Raw genomic sequence first — 19,530 nt, forward strand, 5'->3', positions numbered from 1 at the left:
CTTAAAACGTTTGACACTGCCGCCAGCGTACCGGCTCAGCGTGGCCGGGGCGTGGGTTGAGTTGGATGCGAACGGTCCGCAACGAGGAATAGCGCTCCACCTCGTTGCAGATGCGCGGCCACACTTGGTCGTCTTCGCCGCTGCGGTCGATCACCAGCGTGATCGGTGTCTGCCAGATACCGCGGATCACCCCCGGGGTGCGTGCCAGGACTTTGGAGATCGAGTGACGTTGGTTCTGCTCGCTCGCCGGGTCCGCTGGCGCAATATCTGCACGATTGTCAGCATGTCCATCCGCGGCGTGGTCGTGAATAGACTGGGCCGAGTCGGCGCCGAGGATTGTCGCATTGTGGATTGCCACAGGTGTGTGCGCGATTGCTACCTGCGCCGTGCCTGTGGCGGGCTCGGCCGCGCCGACGTGTTGTAGCACGCCGCCGATGCCAAGTAAGAGTCCGAGGGTGAGTGCGGCCAGCGCCGCGATAGTGATATGCCGTTGTGCGCGTCGGCGGCTGGCGCCGATGACCTCGTCTTCCAGTTCGCTCGGCAGATATGGCTTGAGCATCGGCCAGATGCGGCGACCATCGAGGATCTCCACCGACTGTTTTTCGGCGGCGGCGATGCCGTCGCGTTCTACCTTGCCTTCGGTGATGAGGATGCCGCCCCGAGCGCCCATCATTCGCGCCGTCGTCCCCAATTCATTGACTGCGCTTGAGCCGATTCGGTATGCGCGGCCGTGTTTGCACGACAGTAGCCAGCGCTCGCCGCCGCGTACCATCATGAAATCGCTTTTCGGTTCCAGGCAGGTGTCTGCTTCCAGGATCGGGTCTTGGAGGTCGCGCTGCTCGCGCATCGCGCGCCGCACCATGCGGGAAAAATCACGCCAATGCAGGCCCACCAAGGCATTCAACCCAGCGGCAGTCTCGTTCTCGCGACGCCTCACCAGCCAGAGGTAAAGGCTGCTGGCGAGCCATGCCGTCACTGCCAATACTGTTGCCGCAATCCAGGAGGACATGCTTACACCCGTGTATACAATTCGAGACACGAGTGTATCGTTGGCGTGTCAAGGTCCCGCCAAGGCCGCAGCAGCCAGGCGGCCGACTAGGAACGGCACGCGAATGCGGAAACCGCCAAGGGCGGTGGGCGAAGGTCTTCTGCCGGACTGACTGAGCGGCGGCGACAGTCAGGGCAACGCCGTTATTCCTTCGGTGTCCGGCCAGCTTGGCGGCTGGCGCGCTTGCTCCGTGCATCCTTGGTGGCTGCGGACTTCGCCGGCCGTCGCGCTGGTGTCGCAGGTTTGCCCGCACTTGTGCGTGTGGCCGACGTGTTGGATGGCTGCTTCGCCGCCGTGGATGTCTTGCCCGCCGGTCGCGTACTCCGCCCCCTGCCACCGAGATGGCGTAGTTCGGCATTCAACGTGTCCACGCGCTCGATCAGGGCGCCGAGGTCTTCGCGACTCGGCACTTCCAGCCGGCGCAACGCGCGCTGCACCCGGTCTTCGAACACTTTCTCCAGCCGGTCCCAGGTATCGGCTGCACGCCCGCGGGCCTGACCGACCCGGTTCTCGACCGCATCGCGTACCGCATCGACGCTACCGCCGGCCAGCTTGCGGGTGTTCTCTTCCAGGCTCAGCCCTTCTTTGACCAGGGTCTCGAACAGCTTGCCACCTTCGGCCTGGGCACGACCGAACGCACCGACACCAGCGAGCCAGACTTGCTGTGCCGATTCGCCCAGGCGCTTGGACAGTTTCTCGGCTTGTGTCTGCAGGCTGTCGTCAGCGACAGTGGAACTGCGCTGCTTACGCGCGGATTTCTTCAAAGTAGCCATGACGATACGCTTCCTTTGGCAGATGGGTGGTTGAGTTGGAGACTTAAATTTACGACGTCCACTAGAGTAATCACACAATCCTGTCGCTGTAGCAGCGCTTTGCCGGCGGTGGGGTTACTTGTGATCCAGCGGTTGCTGCCTGGCGCGGCTGTTGGCACGGTGGCGTGCGACCACCTGATCCACATCGTCGAGCGCACGTCGCAGCCGTGCGGTGGTTTCGGTCATGCGTCGCGGCTGCACGTCAACGCCATCGAGGAAGGTCCGGTGGCGGTCGTTGAGGATCGCATGGCGCAGCACGATGCCGTGCGCGGCCAGCATCGGCTCCAGCGTCTGCGCGTTGCGACGTAAATCGGACAGTGTGTTGCGGTAGGCAAGTTGGCATACGCGATGGCGTGCGGAATAGCTGAACAAATTGGTGAAGAACAGTTCGCTGTTGTCGGCATTGGGCTCGAACACCATCTGATCGATCTGCGGATATTGCCGTGCGTACTTCTCCAGCCCGACCTGCATGCGCGACTGCAGCAGCGTGCGGAAGGTCTGCGACAGCACCGCTGGAAGACCGCCGGCCAGTAGCCGTGCTCGGTCGATGTGGCCGTTGCGCCGCGGTGCGTGGGTGGCGTCGTAGGGCACCAGCGGATTGATCCCGATCATCAGGTCGATGCCGCGTTCCAGCAGGGTGGAGGCGTGCATCGTGCGCCGCAGCGCACCGTCCACGTAGTGGTGCCCGTCGATTTCCACCGGCGGATATAGCCCGGGCAGCGCCGCACTGGCCTGCACCGCGAGCGAGATCGGCACCTGATCCAGTCCGCGTTCGCCGAAGCGCACGGTACGGCCGCTGTCCAGGTCCACCGCGACCACGAACAGATCCGTGTCCAGTGCGCGGAAGTCGTTGCTGCGGCCACGGCGGCTGAACACGTCCTGCAGGAAGCGCTCCACGCCGGCATTGTCAAACAGCCCACTTGGGACCAGACCGCCGAAGCGGCTGATCAGATCCGACCAGCGGGTCTTGTGCGGCTCGGTCAGCAGGTCGTGCCACCAATCGTAGGCCAGCCGTGGCAGGTTGGCGGCACGGCGCAGGTATTCGTAGACGTTGGGGCGCAGGAAATCCTCGGGCCGGAAATGCGCATCGTCGCTGTTGCCGGTGACGAAGATCCTGCAGATTTCGGCGCTGCTCACCCGGTTGGCCAGGCCGGCGGTCAGGAACGCGCCGGAACTGACACCCACGTAGCAATCCAGACGGGTCAGGTCCAGCCCGTCCATTGCCTCGTCCAGCGCCCGCAACGCCCCCAGGCCATACATGCCGCCGATCGGGCCACCGCCGGCGATGGCCAGGCCGATGCGGCCGTGGGAACGGGGACGTGGCGAGGCGCTGTGGAGGGAAAGCATGCGCGGTCCGCAGGAGGCAGTGGTGCGAGTGTAGCCGAGCGCCACTGCTTGCGGTCGTCGCGGGCTGCGACCATCATCGACAGCCATGGCGCGCAGCAATCCCGTCCTGGAACGACTCGGCCGCCGTTTGGCCTGGCATCAGGCGCTGCACGATCCGGCACGCGAGCCGCGTAACGCGCTGCCCTGGTTGCAGGCGCTACGGCGCTGGCAGTCGCAGCGGTTGGAGCACAGTTTTGCGCACTTCCTGCACGATCCGCAGCGTCGTCCTGCGGCGATGTTCTTTCTCACCGACATCTATGGTGACCGCGACTTCAGCCGTCGTGATGCCGATCTCGTCAAAGTACTGCCGATGATGCAGCGGCTGATGCCCGCTGCGTTGCTGGACACGGTCGTCGATGGCATCGAGCTGGGCGCGTTGACCCACGCCTTGGACCTGCGCATGGCCGCCGTGCTGCATGCACTGGCACCGCAGGAGCCGCGCCTGGAGATGGATCTCTATGCCCGGGCGTACCGGCGGACGGGTTTGCCGCGCTTACGTCGGCGCCAAATCGAGCTGATCGCCGACGTCGGCCTGGGTTTGGCCTCGGCGGTAAGGACCCCTGGCGTGCGCATGCTGCTGCGTTTCGCTCGCGGGCCGGCCAGGGCGGCAGGATTGTCGCAATTGCAGCAATTCTTGGAGCAGGGTTTCGATGCGTTCTCCAGCCTCGACGATGCGCAGGGCTTTATCAACGATATCGAAACTGCCGAACGCGCCGCGTCGCAGCGGCTGTTCGCAGGTCACCCACAGCCGTTCGCGCTCGACTGACAGTGCCGTGTGCGCCTGATGTCCAAGTCCGTCATCTCAACCGCAGCGATGACCGCAGGGGGGCGGGATAGGGGAGAGAGGTCGCGCGCAGGTGGATATCCATGCCACTGCGTCTTCGTCAGTCCAAACGTGGATTGCGCTGTTCAGCTGAGTTTTTCGGAGAGAACCCGCTGGATCTCGCTTTCCACCGTGCCTTTCATTGCCGATAGCAGGAAGCCCAGTTCGGCCGTCACGTGTACTTGTTTGGGCAACAGTTCGATGCGCCCGTCCACCCCGGAACGTGAGAACAGCAGGGCATCGCCTTCCCAGCGCGATTCCAGATCGAAGCGTTCGGCCAGTTTCTTGGCGGCGGCGTCGATCGCCTTGCGCGCTTGCGCGGGGGTCTTGCCATGGTCGTGACGGATGTCGATGCTGGACATGCTGGCTCCTGCGCGGGCGAAGGGCCCGCATAAACGATCCTGCATTGTGCGGATGTGCGCCGTATTGTCCAGGTGCCGCGCGCTTCTCTTCTGCGCACGCGTTCAACCTGCTAGGCTGCGCGCCGTGCCCGACCTGCAAGTCCATTTCAGCAACCGCCAACAACCCGACTGGCCCCTGTGCGCGGGCGTACATCCCATCGTGCGATTGGCTAGCGGTGAGGTGAGATTGGTCGAGGACAGCCAGGGAGCGCGGCTGCTGGCGCAGTTTCGCCTGGATTGGCGTGGTTTGTGGTTGCAGGTCGCTGAAGGCAGTCGTGGCATCCACGTGAACGGACGGCCGGTGCGGCGGATGGCGCTGCTGCGCGCTGGCGACGCGGTCTATGTCGACGGTGTGGAAATGATGGTGCAGGGCGAGTGTCAATCGCTGCAACGCCCGCCCGATCCCCGCGATACCACGGACGAGGATCCTTGCCTGGTCCTGCGTGGCCTCGGCGGCCAGCATCACGGACGCAGTGTCACCCTTGACCGGATACGCCATGTCGGCCGCCTGCGCGAGTGCGACATCCGCATCGATGACCCCGCCTTCGCCGAGCGCCATGCACGCCTGGAGCGACATGGCGAGCGAGTGCTGTTGCGCGGTCTTGGTGACGCGCAGACCCAGGTCAATGGCATCGTGGTGCGCAACTGTTGGCTGCAATCGGGCGATCAAGTGGTGTTCGACGCACAACACCGCTTCGTATTGGAAATGCCGCAGGCAAGCGGCGGCGAGCCGCAGATGCAGGTTCCTGCGCGTGCGACGCAGACTCCGGCGCAGACCACGATCACGCGTCCAGCGACTGCGCGTCGGTGGCCGTGGCTGTTGCTCAGCGCACTGCTCCTGGCCGCCGCGCTCAGCGGACTGCTGTGGTTCGGCGCGCGCTGAGCGCACGCCAAGCGCGCCAGCCCAGCAGCAAGGCCAGGATCGCCGCGTACAGCAGCGGTTCGCGGATATCCGATTTCACCAGCCACCAAAAATGCAGTACGGCGAGTACGCCGATTACGTAGATGGCCTTGTGCAGCTTGCCCCAGTTGCGCTTGAGCCGGCGCATCCAACCCTGGGTGGAGGTGATCGCCAGTGGGATCAGCAGCAGCCAGGCAAGGAAGCCGACCGTGATGTAGGGACGCTTGACGATCTCCTCGAAGATCTGCGCCCAGTAACCGCGCAGATCCAGTCCCAGATACGCGGCCAGATGCATGCAGGCGTAGAAGAACGCGTACAGCCCGAGCATGCGCCGGAAGCGCAGCAGCACTGCCTGCCCGGTCAGTTGCCGCAGCGGCGTGATGGCCAGAGTCAGCAACAACAACCGCAACGCCCAGATGCCGGTGCGGTGTTCGATGGCAGCCACCGGATCGGCTCCGAGTGCATCGCTGCCGGTTTGCCAGACCTGCCAGAACTGCCAACCCAGCCAGGCCATCGGCAGCATCGCCACTCCATGCACCACCGTTTTGGCCGCAATCAGGCCGCGCGATGCCCGACGGCTCACGCCGCCATCTCGCAGTGCATTGCGGTTGTGTCCGTCGTTTTTCGGCCTTTCATCAGCCGTCCACAATCGCGCACGCTCAATACCATTTCTTCAGATCCATTCCAGCATAAAGCGCCGCGACCTGATCGGCATAGCCATTGAATGGGCGGGTCGGGATGCGTTCGGCGAACAGTTTGCTGGCCTTGCCGGCGATGCGACGTTCGGTCTTCTGGCTCCAGCGCGGGTGATCCACGGCGGGATTGACGTTGGAAAAGAAGCCGTATTCGGACGGTTGCAGTTCATGCCAGGCGGTTTCCGGCATGCGTTCGACAAAACGGATCTCGACGATTGACTTGATGCTCTTGAAACCGTATTTCCACGGCACCACCAGGCGTAGCGGTGCACCGTTCTGCTGCGGCAGTGGTTTGCCGTACAGGCCGGTGGCGAGCAGGGTGAGCGGGTGCATCGCTTCGTCGATACGCAGGCCTTCCTTGTACGGCCAGTCGATCGAGCGGTAGCGGATGCCCGGCATTTGCTGCGGGTCGGCCAGGGTGGTGAAGGCGACGTACTTGGCCTTGGAGGTCGGCGCAAAGCGTTTGAGCACCTCGCCCAACGGTACCCCCAGCCATGGAATCACCATCGACCAGCCTTCCACGCAGCGCAGGCGGTAGATGCGCTCCTCTGGCGTACTGCCCTTGAGCAGGTCGTTCAGTGCAAGGGTGCCGGGTTTTTCGCATTCGCCGGAGACTTTGACCGACCACGGCGAGGGGCGCAGGGTCTTGGCCGCTTTCGACGGATCGGTCTTGTCGGTGCCGAATTCGTAGAAGTTGTTGTAGCTGGTCACGTCCTCGTAGCGGGTGAGTTCTTCGTTGGTACGAAAGCCGCTGCGCGCTTGTTCCACGGTCACCACGGTTTTGGGTGGTGCCGGTGGCTCGGCGGCGGCGCAGCCGACCAGGCTCGACATCGGGCCCAGTGCCAACACTTGCAGCAGACGCCGCCGGTCGCGATAGACCGCCTCGTCGGTGATCTCACGACTGGGAATGTTGAGGGCATCGCGCAAGGACATGGCGGACTCCTGGCTGCAGGCGAGTGAGTGATGACAGTGACTTCAGCACAGATTACGCGTCCGCCAGGCCAATGGATGCATCTGCAACCTAAATTGCCAGGCCGCAAGCTGTTGCGCTGCGGCATACTAGGGGATCTTTCGGATAGGTGCCCCATGACCCGCGCGTTCAATTTCAGTGCCGGCCCCGCTGCCTTGCCGGAATCGGTCCTGCGTCAGGCGCAGGCGGAGATGTTGGAGTGGAATGGCGTGGGGGCTTCCCTCGTCGAACTGAGTCATCGCGGCCCTGAATTCATGGAGGTCGCCGCGCAGGCCGAGGCCGATCTACGGCAGTTGCTCGGCATTTGCGACGACTACGCCGTGCTGTTCCTGTCCGGTGGTGCCACCACCCAGCAGGCGTTGCTGGCGTTGAACTTCGCCGCCCCCGGGCAGACCGTGGACTACGTGGTCACCGGGCACTGGAGCAAGACGGCGATCAAGCAGGTCACGCCTTACGTCAATGTGCATGTGGCTGCCAGCAGCGAGGCCGACGGTTTCTGCGATATTCCCGCGCGTAGTACTTGGCAGCTCAGTGCCGATGCCGCTTATGTCCACATCACCGCCAACGAAACCATTCATGGCGTGGAGTTTCGTCAGACGCCGGATGTTGGAGCGGTGCCGCTGTTCGCCGATTTCAGTTCCAGTATCGCCGCCGAGCCGATCGACGTCTCCAAGTACGCGCTGCTGTATGCCGGTGCGCAGAAAAATCTTGGCCCGGTGGGCGTGGCGGTGGTGATCGTCCGTCGCGATCTGTTGCAGCGCGCAGGCCAGCCGCGAGCGGACATCTTCGACTACCGCTCGCACGTGGCGCGCGATTCGATGCTCAACACGCCGCCAACCTGGAACTGGTATCTGGCCGGGCTGGTGTTCAAGTGGATGCTGGCCGAGGGCGGGGTGGAAGAATTCGCGCGCCGCAACCGCGCCAAGTCGGCGCTGGTGTACACGGCGATCGATGCCTCCGGCGGCTTCTACCGCAATCAGGTGGTACCTGAGGCGCGTTCGCGGATGAATATCCCGTTCTTCCTGCCCGACGACACGCTCACCGCGCGTTTCGTCGCCGAGTCCAAGGCGGCCGGGCTCCTGGCGCTGAAGGGGCATAAGGCGGTCGGTGGTATTCGCGCCTCGCTGTACAACGCCATGCCACTGGCCGGAGCGCAGGCATTGGTCGATTTCATGCGCGATTTTCAGCAACGCAACGGTTGAGTCGTCACTGTAGAAGCGGCTTCAGCCGCGACCGGATGGCCTTGTCGGCATATCCGGAACATCGAGGAATCATGAGTCATGGCCGCAACGCCGAAAAAATCCCCTTCCGCTGGTACTAAAGCGTCCAAGCCGATCTCCGGCACCGTCGCCAAGTCCACCTCCCCCGCGCTGGCCGACGTGCGTGCCAAGATCGACGAGATCGACCGCAGCATCCAGGCTTTGATCGCCGAGCGCGCGCAGTTCGCCCGCCAGGTCGGCTTGGCCAAGGGCAAGCTTGCCGCAGCAGTGGATTACTACCGTCCCGAGCGCGAAGCGCAAGTGTTGCGGATGGTGGTGGACCGTAATCAGGGCCCGCTCAGCGACGAAGTGCTGGTGCACGTGTTCCGCGAGATCATGTCGGCGTGTCTGGCCCAGCAGGAGCCGCTCAAGATCGGCTACCTCGGCCCGGAAGGCACCTTCAGCCAGCAAGCGGTGCTCAAGCATTTCGGTCGCTCGGCGGTGGGCATGCCGATGGCGTCGATCGAGGAGGTGTTCCAGGAAGTGGAGAACGGCAATGCCGATTTCGGCGTGGTGCCGGTGGAAAACTCCGGGCAGGGCACCATCCAGGTCACCCTGGACATGTTCATCACCTCCAAGCTGAAGATTTGCGGCGAGACCGAGTTGCGCGTGCATCAGTTCCTGCTCTCGCGCAGCGGGCGGCTGGATGCGATCGAGCGCATCTACGCGCATCCGCAGGCCTTCGCGCAGACCGCAGGCTGGCTGCGCGCGCACCTGCCCAAGGTTGAGAAGATCCCCGTGTCCAGCAATGCCGAGGGCGCGCGGCGTGCGCGCAATGCCGACGATGCGGCAGCCATCGGCGGCGAGAGCGCGGCGCAGGTGTACGCGCTGAAGAAGGTCGTCACCAAATCGATTGAGGACGATGCCGACAACACCACGCGTTTTCTGGTGATCGGGCGCAAGATTTTTCCGCCGTCCGGGCACGATCGCAGCTCGGTGCTGGTATTCATTCACGACAAGCCTGGCGCTTTGTTCGATGTGCTCAGCCCATTCGCGCGCCATGGCATCAGCATGAATCGGATCGAGTCGCGTCCATCGCATCAGGGCAAGTGGGAGTACGGGTTCTTCATCGACCTGGCCGGACACGTGGAGGACGAGGCGATGAAGCAGGCGTTGGCCGAATTGAAGGCGCACTCGGCGCAGATCAAGGTGTTGGGGTCGTATCCGGTGTCGGTACCGTGATCGTGTTGTCCATGCCCGCAGTGCGCTGCCGAGTGTCACGGCGGCAATCGCCGTGATGTGGCGGTGGCCCTTCGGGGTTTGGTGAAGGATTTCAGGAACGATGATGAGCAACGAGCAAAGCTGGATCGCAACGAAAGGGACGGCGCTACAGGGCACGTTGACGGTGCCGGGCGACAAATCGGTATCGCACCGGGCGGTGATGTTCGCGGCGCTGGCCGATGGTGTGTCGCGGATCGATGGCTTTCTCGAAGGCGAGGATACCCGCTCGACTGCGGCGATCTTCGCCAAACTCGGGGTGCGGATCGAAACGCCCTCGCCATCGCAGCGCCTCGTGCATGGTGTTGGCGTCGATGGGCTGCGTGCACCGCAGGGCGAATTGGATTGTGGCAATGCCGGCACTGGCATGCGTCTGCTCGCGGGCCTGCTCGCGGCGCAGCCGTTCGACAGCGTGTTGGTCGGGGATGCGTCGTTGTCCAAGCGGCCGATGCGTCGGGTGACCGAGCCGCTGGCGGCGATGGGCGCGCGGATCGACACCCAGGCCAATGGCGTGCCGCCGCTGCGTATCCATGGTGGTCAGGCCTTGCACGGGATCGATTTCGTCTCGCCGGTGGCCAGTGCGCAGGTCAAGTCCGCTGTGCTGTTGGCCGGTCTGTATGCCGAAGGTGTCACCTCGGTGCAGGAGCCGCATCCCACCCGCGACTACACCGAGCGCATGTTGTCCGCGTTCGGAGTGGAGATTGCGTTCGCGCCTGGGCAGGCACGCTTGCGCGGCGGCCAGCGCCTGCGCGCCACCGATATCGCGGTACCGGCGGATTTCTCTTCTGCCGCGTTCTTTATCGTCGCGGCCAGCATCATTCCAGGCTCGGACATCACCTTGAAGGCGGTCGGACTCAATCCGCGTCGCACCGGGTTGCTTGCGGCACTCAGGCTGATGGGCGCGGACATCGTCGAGCACAACCACAGCGAGCATGGTGGCGAGCCGGTGGCCGATCTGCGCGTGCGCCATGCCTCGCTGCGCGGTGCAAAGATCCCGGAAACGGTGGTGCCGGACATGATCGACGAGTTCCCAGCGCTGTTTATCGCTGCCGCTGCGGCCCAGGGGCAGACCGTGGTCAGTGGCGCTGCCGAATTACGAGTGAAGGAGTCGGATCGGTTGGCGGCGATGGCCACCGGTCTGCGCACGCTCGGCATCGTTGTCGATGAGACGCCGGATGGTGCCACCATCCACGGCGGCACCTTGGGCGCGGGCAGGATCGAAAGTCATGGCGATCACCGCATCGCGATGGCCTTCGCCATCGCGGGGCAGTTGGCACAGGGTGAAGTGAGGATTGAAGAGGTTGCCAATGTGGCGACGTCGTTCCCCGGCTTCGACACCCTGGCGCGTCATGCGGGTTTCGCTTTGCGCGAAGTCTGATAGCGGAGTAGGAACAGGGGCGTCTAGCGCGCCGCCCCAGGGTATCAGCCTGCGCCCTTTGGGCGTGGCGGGTCGTTGGCCGGTGTAGCCGATGACGTGTGTGGGCTGCCGATGCCCGAGTCCTGATCGAACGCTAGCCACCACCCGCACGCCGCCAATGCCAGCGCGATCACGATCATCCATGCCCATGGAGAACCTTGGTCGGCACCTACTGGTGGCGCAGGGGCGTGTCGCCAACTATTGGGATGCGGTGTCGTCTTGTAGTGACTCGACATGACGGCACTCCTGCACCGTGAGAGGACGCCGGTAGTGTTGCCGAAGATCCTCGCGCACCGTGTCACTTGCATGTGAACACGGTCGGTGTGTCAGTGCTTGGATTCAGCTATGGCCCGGGCTTGAAGTCGATTGGGATCTCGATGCTGGCCGGCACCGGCTGGCCGCTCTGTTGCGCTGGACGGAAGCGCCAGCGGCGCACGCTGTCCATCGCCGCGCGGTCCAGATCGCGTGAGCCGCTGCGCTTGATCAGGGCTACGCCGGTGGGTATCCCGCTGTTGTCCACGTCGACGCGGACCAACACCGTACCGGCCTCGCCACGTCGCAACGCCTCTACCGGATAGCGTGGCGGCGGCATCTGACCTTCGATCGGGACCGGCCGGTCGCTGGTCGCCGATCCAGTGGCATGGGAAGCAACGTTGGTCGCGGTGCCGGCTGTCGCTGCGCTTGAGGTGCGCGCAGGTGGTGGGGTGGGGGTGGTTTCGACCAGCTTCGGCGTCTCTTGGGGCGGTGCCGGTTTGGCCTGCGGCATCTCGCTGGCGGCGCCATTGCTGGCGGGTAGCGGTTCCGGTAGCGGTTTGATCGCCGCTGTTTCCTGCGGCACCTGTGTTGTCTGCGGCTGATGGGAATCGTCGTCTTTTTTGCGTCCGACCAGCCAGACCGCCCAGAACAACAGCAGACCGGCGGCGAAGGCGCTGCCGGTGATCGCGAGCAGGCGCCACGGTAAATGCAATACGCGGGCGGAGCGGGAGGACGGGGGCGAGGTGGGCATGGGATTCACCGTGGATAGCGCATCGATTCTGGCATGGCGCTGGTGAATCGCACACTGCGTTGCCAAGCGTCGGCAAAGCCACCTCAGACAGGCGATAATGGCGTATTCGTTGCCACTGCCTGCCGCATCCATGCTCGATCCTGCTTTGCTTCGCCAACAGCCCGCCGTCCTTGCCGAACAGCTGCGCAGCCGCCGTGGCCATGTCCTGGATGTGGTCGCTCTGGAGGCTTTGGAGGCCGACCGCAAGCGCATCCAAGTGCGGACCCAGGAATTGCAGAGCCTGCGCAATAGCCGTTCCAAGGCGATTGGCCAAGCCAAGGCAAAGGGCGAGGACGTGACTGCACTGATGGCCGAGGTAGCTGGATTCGGCGACGAACTGAAGGCCTCCGAGCAGCGTCTGGACGAGATCCGCGCCCAGTTGGAGACGCTGGCGCTGGAGATTCCCAATCTACCCCATGCCGACGTGCCGGCCGGAAAGGACGAGGCCGACAACGTCGAAGTGCAGCGTTGGGGCACGCCGCGCACGTTCGATTTCGAGGTCAAGGATCACGTCGAGCTGGGGATGCAACACGGCTGGCTGGACGGCGAATCCGCCGCCAAGCTGTCGGGCGCGCGCTTCACCGTGTTGCGTGGCCCGATCGCGCGGCTGCATCGCGCCTTGGCGCAGTTCATGCTCGATCTGCATACCGGCCCGCATGATTATCAAGAAACCAACGTACCGGTGATCGTCAACGCCGACAGCCTGTACGGCACCGGTCAGCTCCCCAAGTTCGAGGAGGACATGTTCGCCACCGCACTGGGCGAACAGAAGCGCTACTTGATCTCCACTTCCGAGATCTCGCTGACCAATCTGGTCCGCGACGAGATCGTCGAAGCCGAGCGGCTGCCGTTGCGCATGACCGCGCATTCGTTGTGCTTCCGCTCCGAAGCCGGTAGCGGTGGCCGCGATACCCGCGGCATGATCCGCCAGCATCAGTTCGAGAAGGTGGAATTGGTCAGCGTATGCCGCCCCGAAGAGAGCACCGCCGAACACGAGCGCATGACCCGTTGCGCCGAAGTGGTGCTGGAGACGCTCGGCTTGCCGTATCGCAAGATGTTGCTGTGTAGCGGCGACATGGGGTTTTCGGCGAGCAAAACCTACGACCTGGAAGTCTGGCTACCCTCGCAGCAGACCTATCGCGAGATTTCCTCTTGCTCCAATTGCGGCGATTTCCAGGCACGGCGCATGCAGGCGCGTTGGCGCAATCCCGCCACCGGCAAGCCCGAGCTGCTGCACACGCTCAACGGCTCCGGTACCGCCGTTGGTCGCGCGATGATCGCGGTGATGGAGAACTATCAAAACGCCGATGGCTCGATCAGTGTGCCCCAGGCGCTGCAGCCCTATATGGGCGGGGTCGAACGTATCGGTTGAGAGCGGCTAACAAAACGCCTGAGTCCTTGCCGGACGACGGACGCGTACTGCGCTGGTTGCGCTCGTCCGTCTACAGTTCGTTCGGCGATATGCGGGGCGTTGGAGCATGATAGGGCATCGTAACGAATGCGATCGCTCTATACTGCGGATGTCGTTGTAAGATAAGAGTCGATTGGATCCGATTGTCCCCATCGTTCTGAAGATCGAAAAAACATGCACGACCTCAACGACCTGTATTACTTCGCGATGGTGGTCGATCACGGTGGCTTCGCCGCTGCCGAGCGTGCGCTGGGGATTCCCAAGTCGCGCTTGAGCCGTCGCATCAGCCAGTTGGAAAGCGACCTCGGGGTGCGTCTACTGCAGCGTTCCACCCGCCGCTTCGCCGTTACCGATCTGGGGATGAACGTGCACCGCCATGCGCAGATGATGCTGGCCGAAGCCCAGGCCGCGCGCGAAGTGGTGGACCGACTGAGTATCGAGCCGCGTGGTTTGGTCCGGGTCAGCGTGCCGGTATCGCTGGCGCAGATGCAGCTACCTAAATTGTTGCCGATGTTCCTGGATCAATATCCCAAGGTGCGGTTGCAGTTGAACATCAGCAACCGTCGCGTGGACATCATCAACGAAGGCTACGACGTCGCTTTACGCGTGCGCTCGCGCCTGGACGACGATGGCAGTCTGGTGATGCGCAGCTTCGGTCACGTGCAAGAATTGCTGGTGGCCAGCCCCAAATATCTTGACCGCGCCGGGCGTCCGAAAGAGCCGGAAGAGTTGACCTCGCACGTGACCCTGAGCATCAGCGAGGACGAGGTGCGGCAGCATTGGGAACTGCATGGCCCTGCAGGCGAAGTACGTCGCGTCGATTTGCAGCCGCGCGTGGCTGGGTTCGACTTCCCGCTGCTGCAATCGATGGTCAAGGATGGCTTCGGTGTCACCTTGCTGCCCGAGACGGTCTGTGCGGAGGCGGTGCGCAACGGCGAACTGGAAGTGGTATTGCCGAAATGGTCCTTGCCGCAGGGCATCTGCCATGCGGTGTTCGCCTCGCGCCGTGGCTTGCTGCCGGCGGTGCGGGTGTTCATTGACTTCCTCGCCGAACACCTGCCAGGGCAGCTCGAAGCCTCGCGTTTGCACTGTGGTGGTGACAGTCGATAGCGGATCAGTTCGATGTCTGCCGAGGTCGGCGAGCAAAACAGGCGCTGGCGTGCGAAAATGTACGGCGGTGTCGGCAGGCAGCAACATGTGGGATGTCTGCCTTGGCACAGCGCGAAGTCATGTCTACGTCGATAGGTTCGACATGGCATGTGCGCATGCTGCGGAATTTTTGGCGGTATGCAGTCGTTAGAAATCGGAGAGATGGCCGAGCGGTTTAAGGCACCGGTCTTGAAAACCGGCGAAGGGTCAAACCTTCCGTGGGTTCGAATCCCACTCTCTCCGCCAATCTATAAATTAAGTTATAGATTTTTATGGAAAATAATATGCGACGTCGGCGTTACCTACGCTGATCCATGCAAGTGGATACATGGTGAGCATACATCTTTCTTAAACGGCTACATGGCATTTCTTACGCGGGCCAAGGCTCTCATTACTGATTCAGACCAGCCTGCCGGTAGTTCGATTGTGTTAAGGTGAGTTCGTAAGTTCCAGAGGTAGGCTTCTGTGCAATTGTGTCTGAGAGGAATTTAGGAATTTTTTCAGCATTATCTAAAAATGCGCCTGCGACCCCCAGGTACAGGTAGTGGACTTCTTTAAAAATATCGTCTAATCGCGCGAAGCGCACTGACTCTTCCCAAGATAAAGCGGCCATACAGACCTCGCCGAATAGGCGAGAAGTTGTAACGATATCGAGGTCATCTCCTGCTACACCGGGCTCGCCCCAGGAACGTTTAATTTCACTGCTTATTAGTTCGCCGAATGCGTGAACAATCTGGGCAATTTCTGCCGATTTGTCAGAAATCCACGCTAATGTTCTATCTCTGTCGATACGAGTCAAAGGCTTTAGATATAGGCCGCGCCTAAGGGCATTGTATCGCTTGATGATGGGGGTTGTTTCAAATCTAATAACTTCTGCGGTCAGTAGGTGTTTCCAATAATCTCCTTTTTCAAGAATAAGTCGTTCTGCAAGGTAGCTAAGGCGCCCGAACTCTTCTAAATGGCGGCGCTCATAGCGTTCTCTGGTCTCGGCTGCTGCTTTCCCAACCTCTTTCGCGATTTTTCGCTCGTGTTCGTGAAGCCATTCGAAAAGCAGGCCAGCTGGATATCGAATTGGATCATCGTCTACCAATTTGTGGCAATTTCCACACAGCCAAATTGCATTGGTGATTGAGCTCCTATCTGCCGAAATCATTGAAGGATCGTATCGAGCTGATCCTGGGTTTGCTCCGTATATATGGGCGGCCTCTCCTAGGTTGATTGATTCATCAGGGGTCTCGCTGGGGCCGCTGGTAATCGCATGGCAGGCTGGATTCGAACAGCGATTAGCAGCGCGCTTTGCTAAGGTAATAATTACCGATTGTTTAAAGCGATCTGGTGAGGACATGTGGATATCCTTGCATCTATGTGTGATGCTAAGCCTTCTTAGCCAATTTTAAATGATATGCTCAGGGTTCCATAGACACTCAAGACCCTCGTTGCGCATAGCGTTGCTCGAACTCTACAGGCGACAGGTCGCCATTTGAACTGTGACGGCGTTTTGGGTTGTAGAACATCTCGATATAGTCGAACACCTCGGCGCGTTCAGCGTCTTTGCCGGGATAGATCCGCCGGGTTCTACCCCGGTTACCATTGGCATCTTATGCGGACTGTGGAAGCAGCTCGCACCCCTCGCACCCCGCGCCAGCGGCACGCTGCCGCAGATGCCCAGCAAAGGAACGGCATGCCTGTCGAAACTCTGTTCGATCCGTCCCCGCGCATTGCCGTCATCGGCCTCGGATATGTCGGCCTGCCGCTTGCGGTGGCGTTCGGTGCGCGCTACGACACCCTTGGCTACGACATCGATGCACGACGCGTGGCACAACTGCGTGCTGGGTACGATCAGACCCTGGAGATGCAGGCCGAGGAGTTGCGCGCTGGCGTACAGTTGCACTACAGCGACGATGTGGCCGCGTTGCGCGACCGCACGGTCTACATCGTCACCGTGCCAACCCCGATCGATGCGCATGAGCAGCCGGACTTGCAGCCGCTGCGCCAGGCCAGCCAATTGTTGGCCGGCGTACTCAAGCACGGCGATCTGGTGATCTACGAGTCCACGGTGTACCCGGGCACGACCGAGGAAGTGTGTGTGCCGCTGCTGGAGCAGGGCTCGGGCTTGCGCTGCAACGTCGATTTTCACTGCGGCTACAGCCCGGAGCGGGTCAGTCCCGGTGATCGTCAGCGGCGCCTCACCGATATCCGCAAGATCACCTCCGGCTCCAATGCCGCCGCCGCCGCTGCGGTCGATGCACTGTATGCGCAGATCATCACGGCAGGCACTTGGCGTGCACCTTCGATCCGCGTGGCCGAGGCGGCCAAGGTGGTGGAAAACATCCAGCGCGACGTCAATATCGCGCTGGTCAACGAATTGGCGTTGATCTTCGATCGGCTGGAGATTGATACGCAGGATGTGCTGGAGGCTGCGGGGACCAAGTGGAACTTCCTGCCGTTCCGGCCCGGTCTGGTCGGTGGTCATTGCATTGGCGTGGACCCGTATTACTTGCTGCACAAGTCCGAAAGCGTCGGTTATCACCCGGATCTGATCCATACTGCGCGCAAGGTCAATAACCGGGTCGGTGCGCATGTCGCCGCGCGAGTGCAGGCGTTGCTGGCCGGCAAGGGCGTGCCGATGGTGGCGGCCCATGTACTTGTGCTCGGCGTTACCTTCAAAGAAAACTGCCCGGATTTGCGCAACAGTCGAGCGCTGGAGTTGGTCCAGGCGCTGGCTGCCACCGGTGCCCGCGTGGACGCTTGCGATCCGTGGGCCGATCCGCAGGCCGCGCATGCGCATGGCGTCGACCTGCTGCCCGCGCCGGTCCCGGGTCGTTACGATGCGGTGGTGCTGGCGGTGGCGCACGATGCTTATCGTCGCTTCACTGCCACGCAGATTCGTGCGCTGGGTAACTCGGATCTGGTGGTCTACGACGTCAAGTCGGTGTGGCCGCGCGAGGCGGTGGACGACCGGCTATAGCTGCGTCGGCATTATCCGGATGGTTCACAGTGGTTAACAAACGTCGTGAGTTGCTGTCGGGTGATTGCGGGACGCAGTCGTTTTGTTAGCGACTCTGACTGACGCTGTATGCGGGTGGAGCGGTGCAGTTGCGTTCCGACGTCATTGCCAGCCGTCAGCGCCTACACTCGCCGCTGGCTTTCGACTCCCGCAAGGAACGTCATGCGCCGTTACCTAGCTTATATCGCCAGTTGTCTGTTGCTGGCGTTGTCTATCGCGCTGTGCACGATCTGGCCGCTGTGGGGTCTGGGCGTGGTCGCATTCACTGTGCTTTCCGTACTTGGCACGGTGGATTTATTGCAGACGCGCAGTACGTTGCGGCGCAACTACCCGATCCTGGCGCATTTCCGCTATGGCTTGGAATCGGTTGGTCCGGAGGTGCGTCAATACTTCCTGCAGAGCGATATCGAAGAAGCGCCGTTCTCGCGTCAACAGCGCGTCTTGGTCTACGAGCGTGCCAAGAACGTCATGGATGTTGTGCCGTTCGGCACTCAGCGTAGTGCTTATGCAGCCGATTACGAGTGGATCAACCACTCATTGGCCACCGCCGAGATTGCCGATCATGACTTCCGCCTCACCGTGGGTGCCGATTGCGCGCAGCCATACTCGGCCAGCGTATTCAATATTTCGGCGATGAGTTTCGGTGCGCTGTCGGCCAACGCCATCCGCGCACTCAACCGCGGCGCGCGCCAGGGCGGCTTCTATCACGATACCGGGGAAGGCTCGATTTCGCCCTATCACCGTGAAGGTGGTGGCGACTTGGTGTGGGAAATCGGCTCGGGCTATTTCGGTTGCCGCGATGCAAACGGGCACTTCGACGAACCGAGGTTCGTCGCCAGCGCCACCTTGGCGCAGGTCAAGATGATCGAGATCAAGCTCTCGCAGGGGGCCAAACCTGGTCATGGCGGTGTACTGCCGGCGGCCAAGGTCAGCGTCGAGATCGCGGCCACGCGTGGAGTGGCGCTTGGTCAGGATTGCGTATCGCCGTCCCGACATACGGCATTCTCCACGCCGTTGGAGCTGCTGCAGTTCGTCGCCAGGCTGCGCACGCTGTCTGGCGGCAAGCCGACGGGGTTCAAATTGGCCATCGGTCATCCCTGGGAGTGGTTCGCCATCGCCAAGGCGATGCAGGAGAGCCGAATGTACCCGGACTTCATCGTCGTCGATGGTGCCGAGGGCGGCACCGGCGCGGCGCCAGCGGAGTTCATCGACCATGTCGGCGTGCCGATGCAAGAGGCCCTGCTGTTGGTGCACAACACCCTGGTCGGACTGGACATCCGCGAGCGGGTCAAGCTTGGCGCGGCTGGCAAGATCACCAGTGCCTTCGACATCGCGCGGACCCTGGCGCTGGGGGCGGACTGGTGCAATGCCGCGCGCGGCTTCATGTTCGCGTTGGGCTGCATTCAGTCTTTGAGCTGCCATAACGACCGTTGCCCGACCGGCATCGCCACCCAGGACCGCCGCCGCTGGCAGCACCTGGATCCGACCGACAAGGCCAACCGGGTCGCGCACTATCACGCCAATACGCTCAAGGCATTGGCCGAGTTGCTCAGTGCCGCTGGCTTGCGACACCCAGCACAGCTTGAGCCTGAACACATTATGCGTCGGATTTCGCATGTGGAGATCCGCTCGCTGGCGTCGCTGTATTCTTATCTTGAGCCGGGCGAACTGTTGCGTAAGCTCCCCGACCATGCTGTGTTCCGCGATTATTGGGAAGTTGCGCGCAGCGATTCGTTTCAGCCGCCGGCACGGGCTCCTCGCCCAAGGAACAGTGAGTCACGTTCAGCGCCCTGTAGATTCAGCTCCACGCAGCCCGCGTCTGCTAAAAAAGGGGTGGGGCTGGAACATGATGGCATGTCTGCGGGCTGCGCCAGGCCTGATCTGGCTGATGGCAGGGGTCCCGGCATGGTGCCGATGACGGGGACAGGGGAGGGAGCCGCAGTGATTGGCGGTTGCGCAGAGTCCGACCAGCGTCGTGACCCCGTCAG

General features: G+C 62.4%; 16 protein-coding genes, 1 tRNA gene and 2 pseudogenes. 10 read left to right on the top strand and 9 right to left on the bottom strand.

What is annotated here, in order from left to right; genetic code table 11:
• Position 1 precedes the first annotated feature (1 nt).
• The 3 genes from XANALMUS060_RS10065 to XANALMUS060_RS10075 all read right to left on the bottom strand — a co-directional run bounded on the left by XANALMUS060_RS10065 (position 2) and on the right by XANALMUS060_RS10075 (position 3,207).
• The gene (locus XANALMUS060_RS10065; RefSeq protein ID WP_152640460.1) at positions 2–1,009 is read right to left on the bottom strand and encodes a restriction endonuclease; all 1,008 of its coding nucleotides are present in this window, start codon (positions 1,007–1,009) and stop codon (positions 2–4) included.
• 182 nt (positions 1,010–1,191) lie between these two features.
• On the bottom strand, positions 1,192–1,821 hold the full coding sequence (locus tag XANALMUS060_RS10070; protein WP_045738276.1) for a phasin family protein: 630 nt from the start codon (positions 1,819–1,821) through the stop codon (positions 1,192–1,194).
• Between the two features lie 114 nt (positions 1,822–1,935).
• Entirely contained in the window at positions 1,936–3,207 is a 1,272-nt protein-coding gene (locus XANALMUS060_RS10075) for a patatin-like phospholipase family protein (protein ID WP_045729053.1), read from the bottom strand.
• 85 nt (positions 3,208–3,292) lie between these two features.
• Between XANALMUS060_RS10075 and XANALMUS060_RS10080 the strand changes: the two genes are divergently transcribed.
• Complete coding sequence (locus XANALMUS060_RS10080) at positions 3,293–4,012, top strand: hypothetical protein (protein WP_045738277.1); 720 nt, start codon at positions 3,293–3,295, stop codon at positions 4,010–4,012.
• Between the two features lie 143 nt (positions 4,013–4,155).
• Here XANALMUS060_RS10080 and XANALMUS060_RS10085 read toward each other — a convergent pair whose 3' ends face one another.
• Complete coding sequence (locus XANALMUS060_RS10085) at positions 4,156–4,431, bottom strand: polyhydroxyalkanoic acid system family protein (protein WP_012916205.1); 276 nt, start codon at positions 4,429–4,431, stop codon at positions 4,156–4,158.
• Positions 4,432–4,555: 124 nt separating this feature from the next.
• Between XANALMUS060_RS10085 and XANALMUS060_RS10090 the strand changes: the two genes are divergently transcribed.
• Positions 4,556–5,353, top strand: a complete 798-nt coding sequence (locus XANALMUS060_RS10090) for an FHA domain-containing protein (protein WP_045738278.1) — start codon at positions 4,556–4,558, stop codon at positions 5,351–5,353.
• On the opposite strand, the gene msrQ is transcribed toward XANALMUS060_RS10090, so the two are convergent.
• Positions 5,322–5,894, bottom strand: a complete 573-nt coding sequence (msrQ, locus tag XANALMUS060_RS10095; RefSeq protein WP_045738306.1) for a protein-methionine-sulfoxide reductase heme-binding subunit MsrQ — start codon at positions 5,892–5,894, stop codon at positions 5,322–5,324. The genes XANALMUS060_RS10090 and msrQ overlap by 32 nt on opposite strands.
• Before the next feature lie 136 nt (positions 5,895–6,030).
• Positions 6,031–6,999, bottom strand: a complete 969-nt coding sequence (msrP, locus tag XANALMUS060_RS10100; protein ID WP_045738279.1) for a protein-methionine-sulfoxide reductase catalytic subunit MsrP — start codon at positions 6,997–6,999, stop codon at positions 6,031–6,033.
• Positions 7,000–7,152: 153 nt separating this feature from the next.
• Here msrP and serC point away from each other — a divergent pair, with 153 nt between their 5' ends.
• From serC to aroA, 3 genes are all read left to right on the top strand, one after another.
• The gene (serC, locus tag XANALMUS060_RS10105; RefSeq protein WP_045738280.1) at positions 7,153–8,238 is read left to right on the top strand and encodes a 3-phosphoserine/phosphohydroxythreonine transaminase; all 1,086 of its coding nucleotides are present in this window, start codon (positions 7,153–7,155) and stop codon (positions 8,236–8,238) included.
• A gap of 78 nt (positions 8,239–8,316) precedes the next feature.
• Positions 8,317–9,477, top strand: a complete 1,161-nt coding sequence (gene pheA / locus XANALMUS060_RS10110; protein ID WP_045738281.1) for a prephenate dehydratase — start codon at positions 8,317–8,319, stop codon at positions 9,475–9,477.
• A gap of 100 nt (positions 9,478–9,577) precedes the next feature.
• Positions 9,578–10,891 (top strand): 3-phosphoshikimate 1-carboxyvinyltransferase, encoded by a 1,314-nt coding sequence (gene aroA, locus XANALMUS060_RS10115; protein ID WP_152640461.1) that lies wholly within the window; start codon positions 9,578–9,580, stop codon positions 10,889–10,891.
• Between the two features lie 382 nt (positions 10,892–11,273).
• Here the strand turns inward: aroA and XANALMUS060_RS10120 are convergent, their stop codons facing one another.
• A complete protein-coding gene (locus tag XANALMUS060_RS10120) occupies positions 11,274–11,936 on the bottom strand; it encodes an energy transducer TonB (RefSeq protein ID WP_045738283.1) in 663 nt (220 codons plus the stop codon).
• 130 nt (positions 11,937–12,066) lie between these two features.
• On the opposite strand from XANALMUS060_RS10120, the gene serS reads away from it, so the two are divergent.
• From serS to XANALMUS060_RS10135, 3 genes are all read left to right on the top strand, one after another.
• On the top strand, positions 12,067–13,347 hold the full coding sequence (gene serS / locus XANALMUS060_RS10125) for a serine--tRNA ligase (protein WP_045738307.1): 1,281 nt from the start codon (positions 12,067–12,069) through the stop codon (positions 13,345–13,347).
• A 213-nt stretch (positions 13,348–13,560) separates the two neighbouring features.
• Complete coding sequence (locus tag XANALMUS060_RS10130) at positions 13,561–14,496, top strand: LysR family transcriptional regulator (protein WP_045727641.1); 936 nt, start codon at positions 13,561–13,563, stop codon at positions 14,494–14,496.
• A 195-nt stretch (positions 14,497–14,691) separates the two neighbouring features.
• A tRNA-Ser gene (locus tag XANALMUS060_RS10135) sits at positions 14,692–14,781 on the top strand.
• A 145-nt stretch (positions 14,782–14,926) separates the two neighbouring features.
• Here the strand turns inward: XANALMUS060_RS10135 and XANALMUS060_RS18565 are convergent.
• Together XANALMUS060_RS18565 and XANALMUS060_RS18570 are read right to left on the bottom strand one after the other, a co-directional pair.
• Positions 14,927–15,880: a hypothetical protein gene (locus XANALMUS060_RS18565; protein ID WP_200894034.1), complete on the bottom strand. Its 954-nt coding sequence runs from the start codon at positions 15,878–15,880 to the stop codon at positions 14,927–14,929.
• Positions 15,881–15,959: 79 nt separating this feature from the next.
• Positions 15,960–16,106, bottom strand: a pseudogene (locus tag XANALMUS060_RS18570) (IS3 family transposase); the annotation flags it as partial.
• Between the two features lie 110 nt (positions 16,107–16,216).
• Between XANALMUS060_RS18570 and XANALMUS060_RS10140 the strand changes: the two are divergent.
• Both XANALMUS060_RS10140 and XANALMUS060_RS10145 read left to right on the top strand, forming a co-directional pair.
• Positions 16,217–17,503: a nucleotide sugar dehydrogenase gene (locus XANALMUS060_RS10140; RefSeq protein WP_045738284.1), complete on the top strand. Its 1,287-nt coding sequence runs from the start codon at positions 16,217–16,219 to the stop codon at positions 17,501–17,503.
• 201 nt (positions 17,504–17,704) lie between these two features.
• Positions 17,705–19,324: pseudogene (locus tag XANALMUS060_RS10145) on the top strand (FMN-binding glutamate synthase family protein); the annotation flags it as partial.
• Between the last annotated feature and the right edge of the window lie 206 nt (positions 19,325–19,530).

The organism is Xanthomonas sp. MUS 060 (assembly GCF_000963215.1).
Taxonomy (GTDB): Bacteria; Pseudomonadota; Gammaproteobacteria; order Xanthomonadales; family Xanthomonadaceae; genus Xanthomonas_A.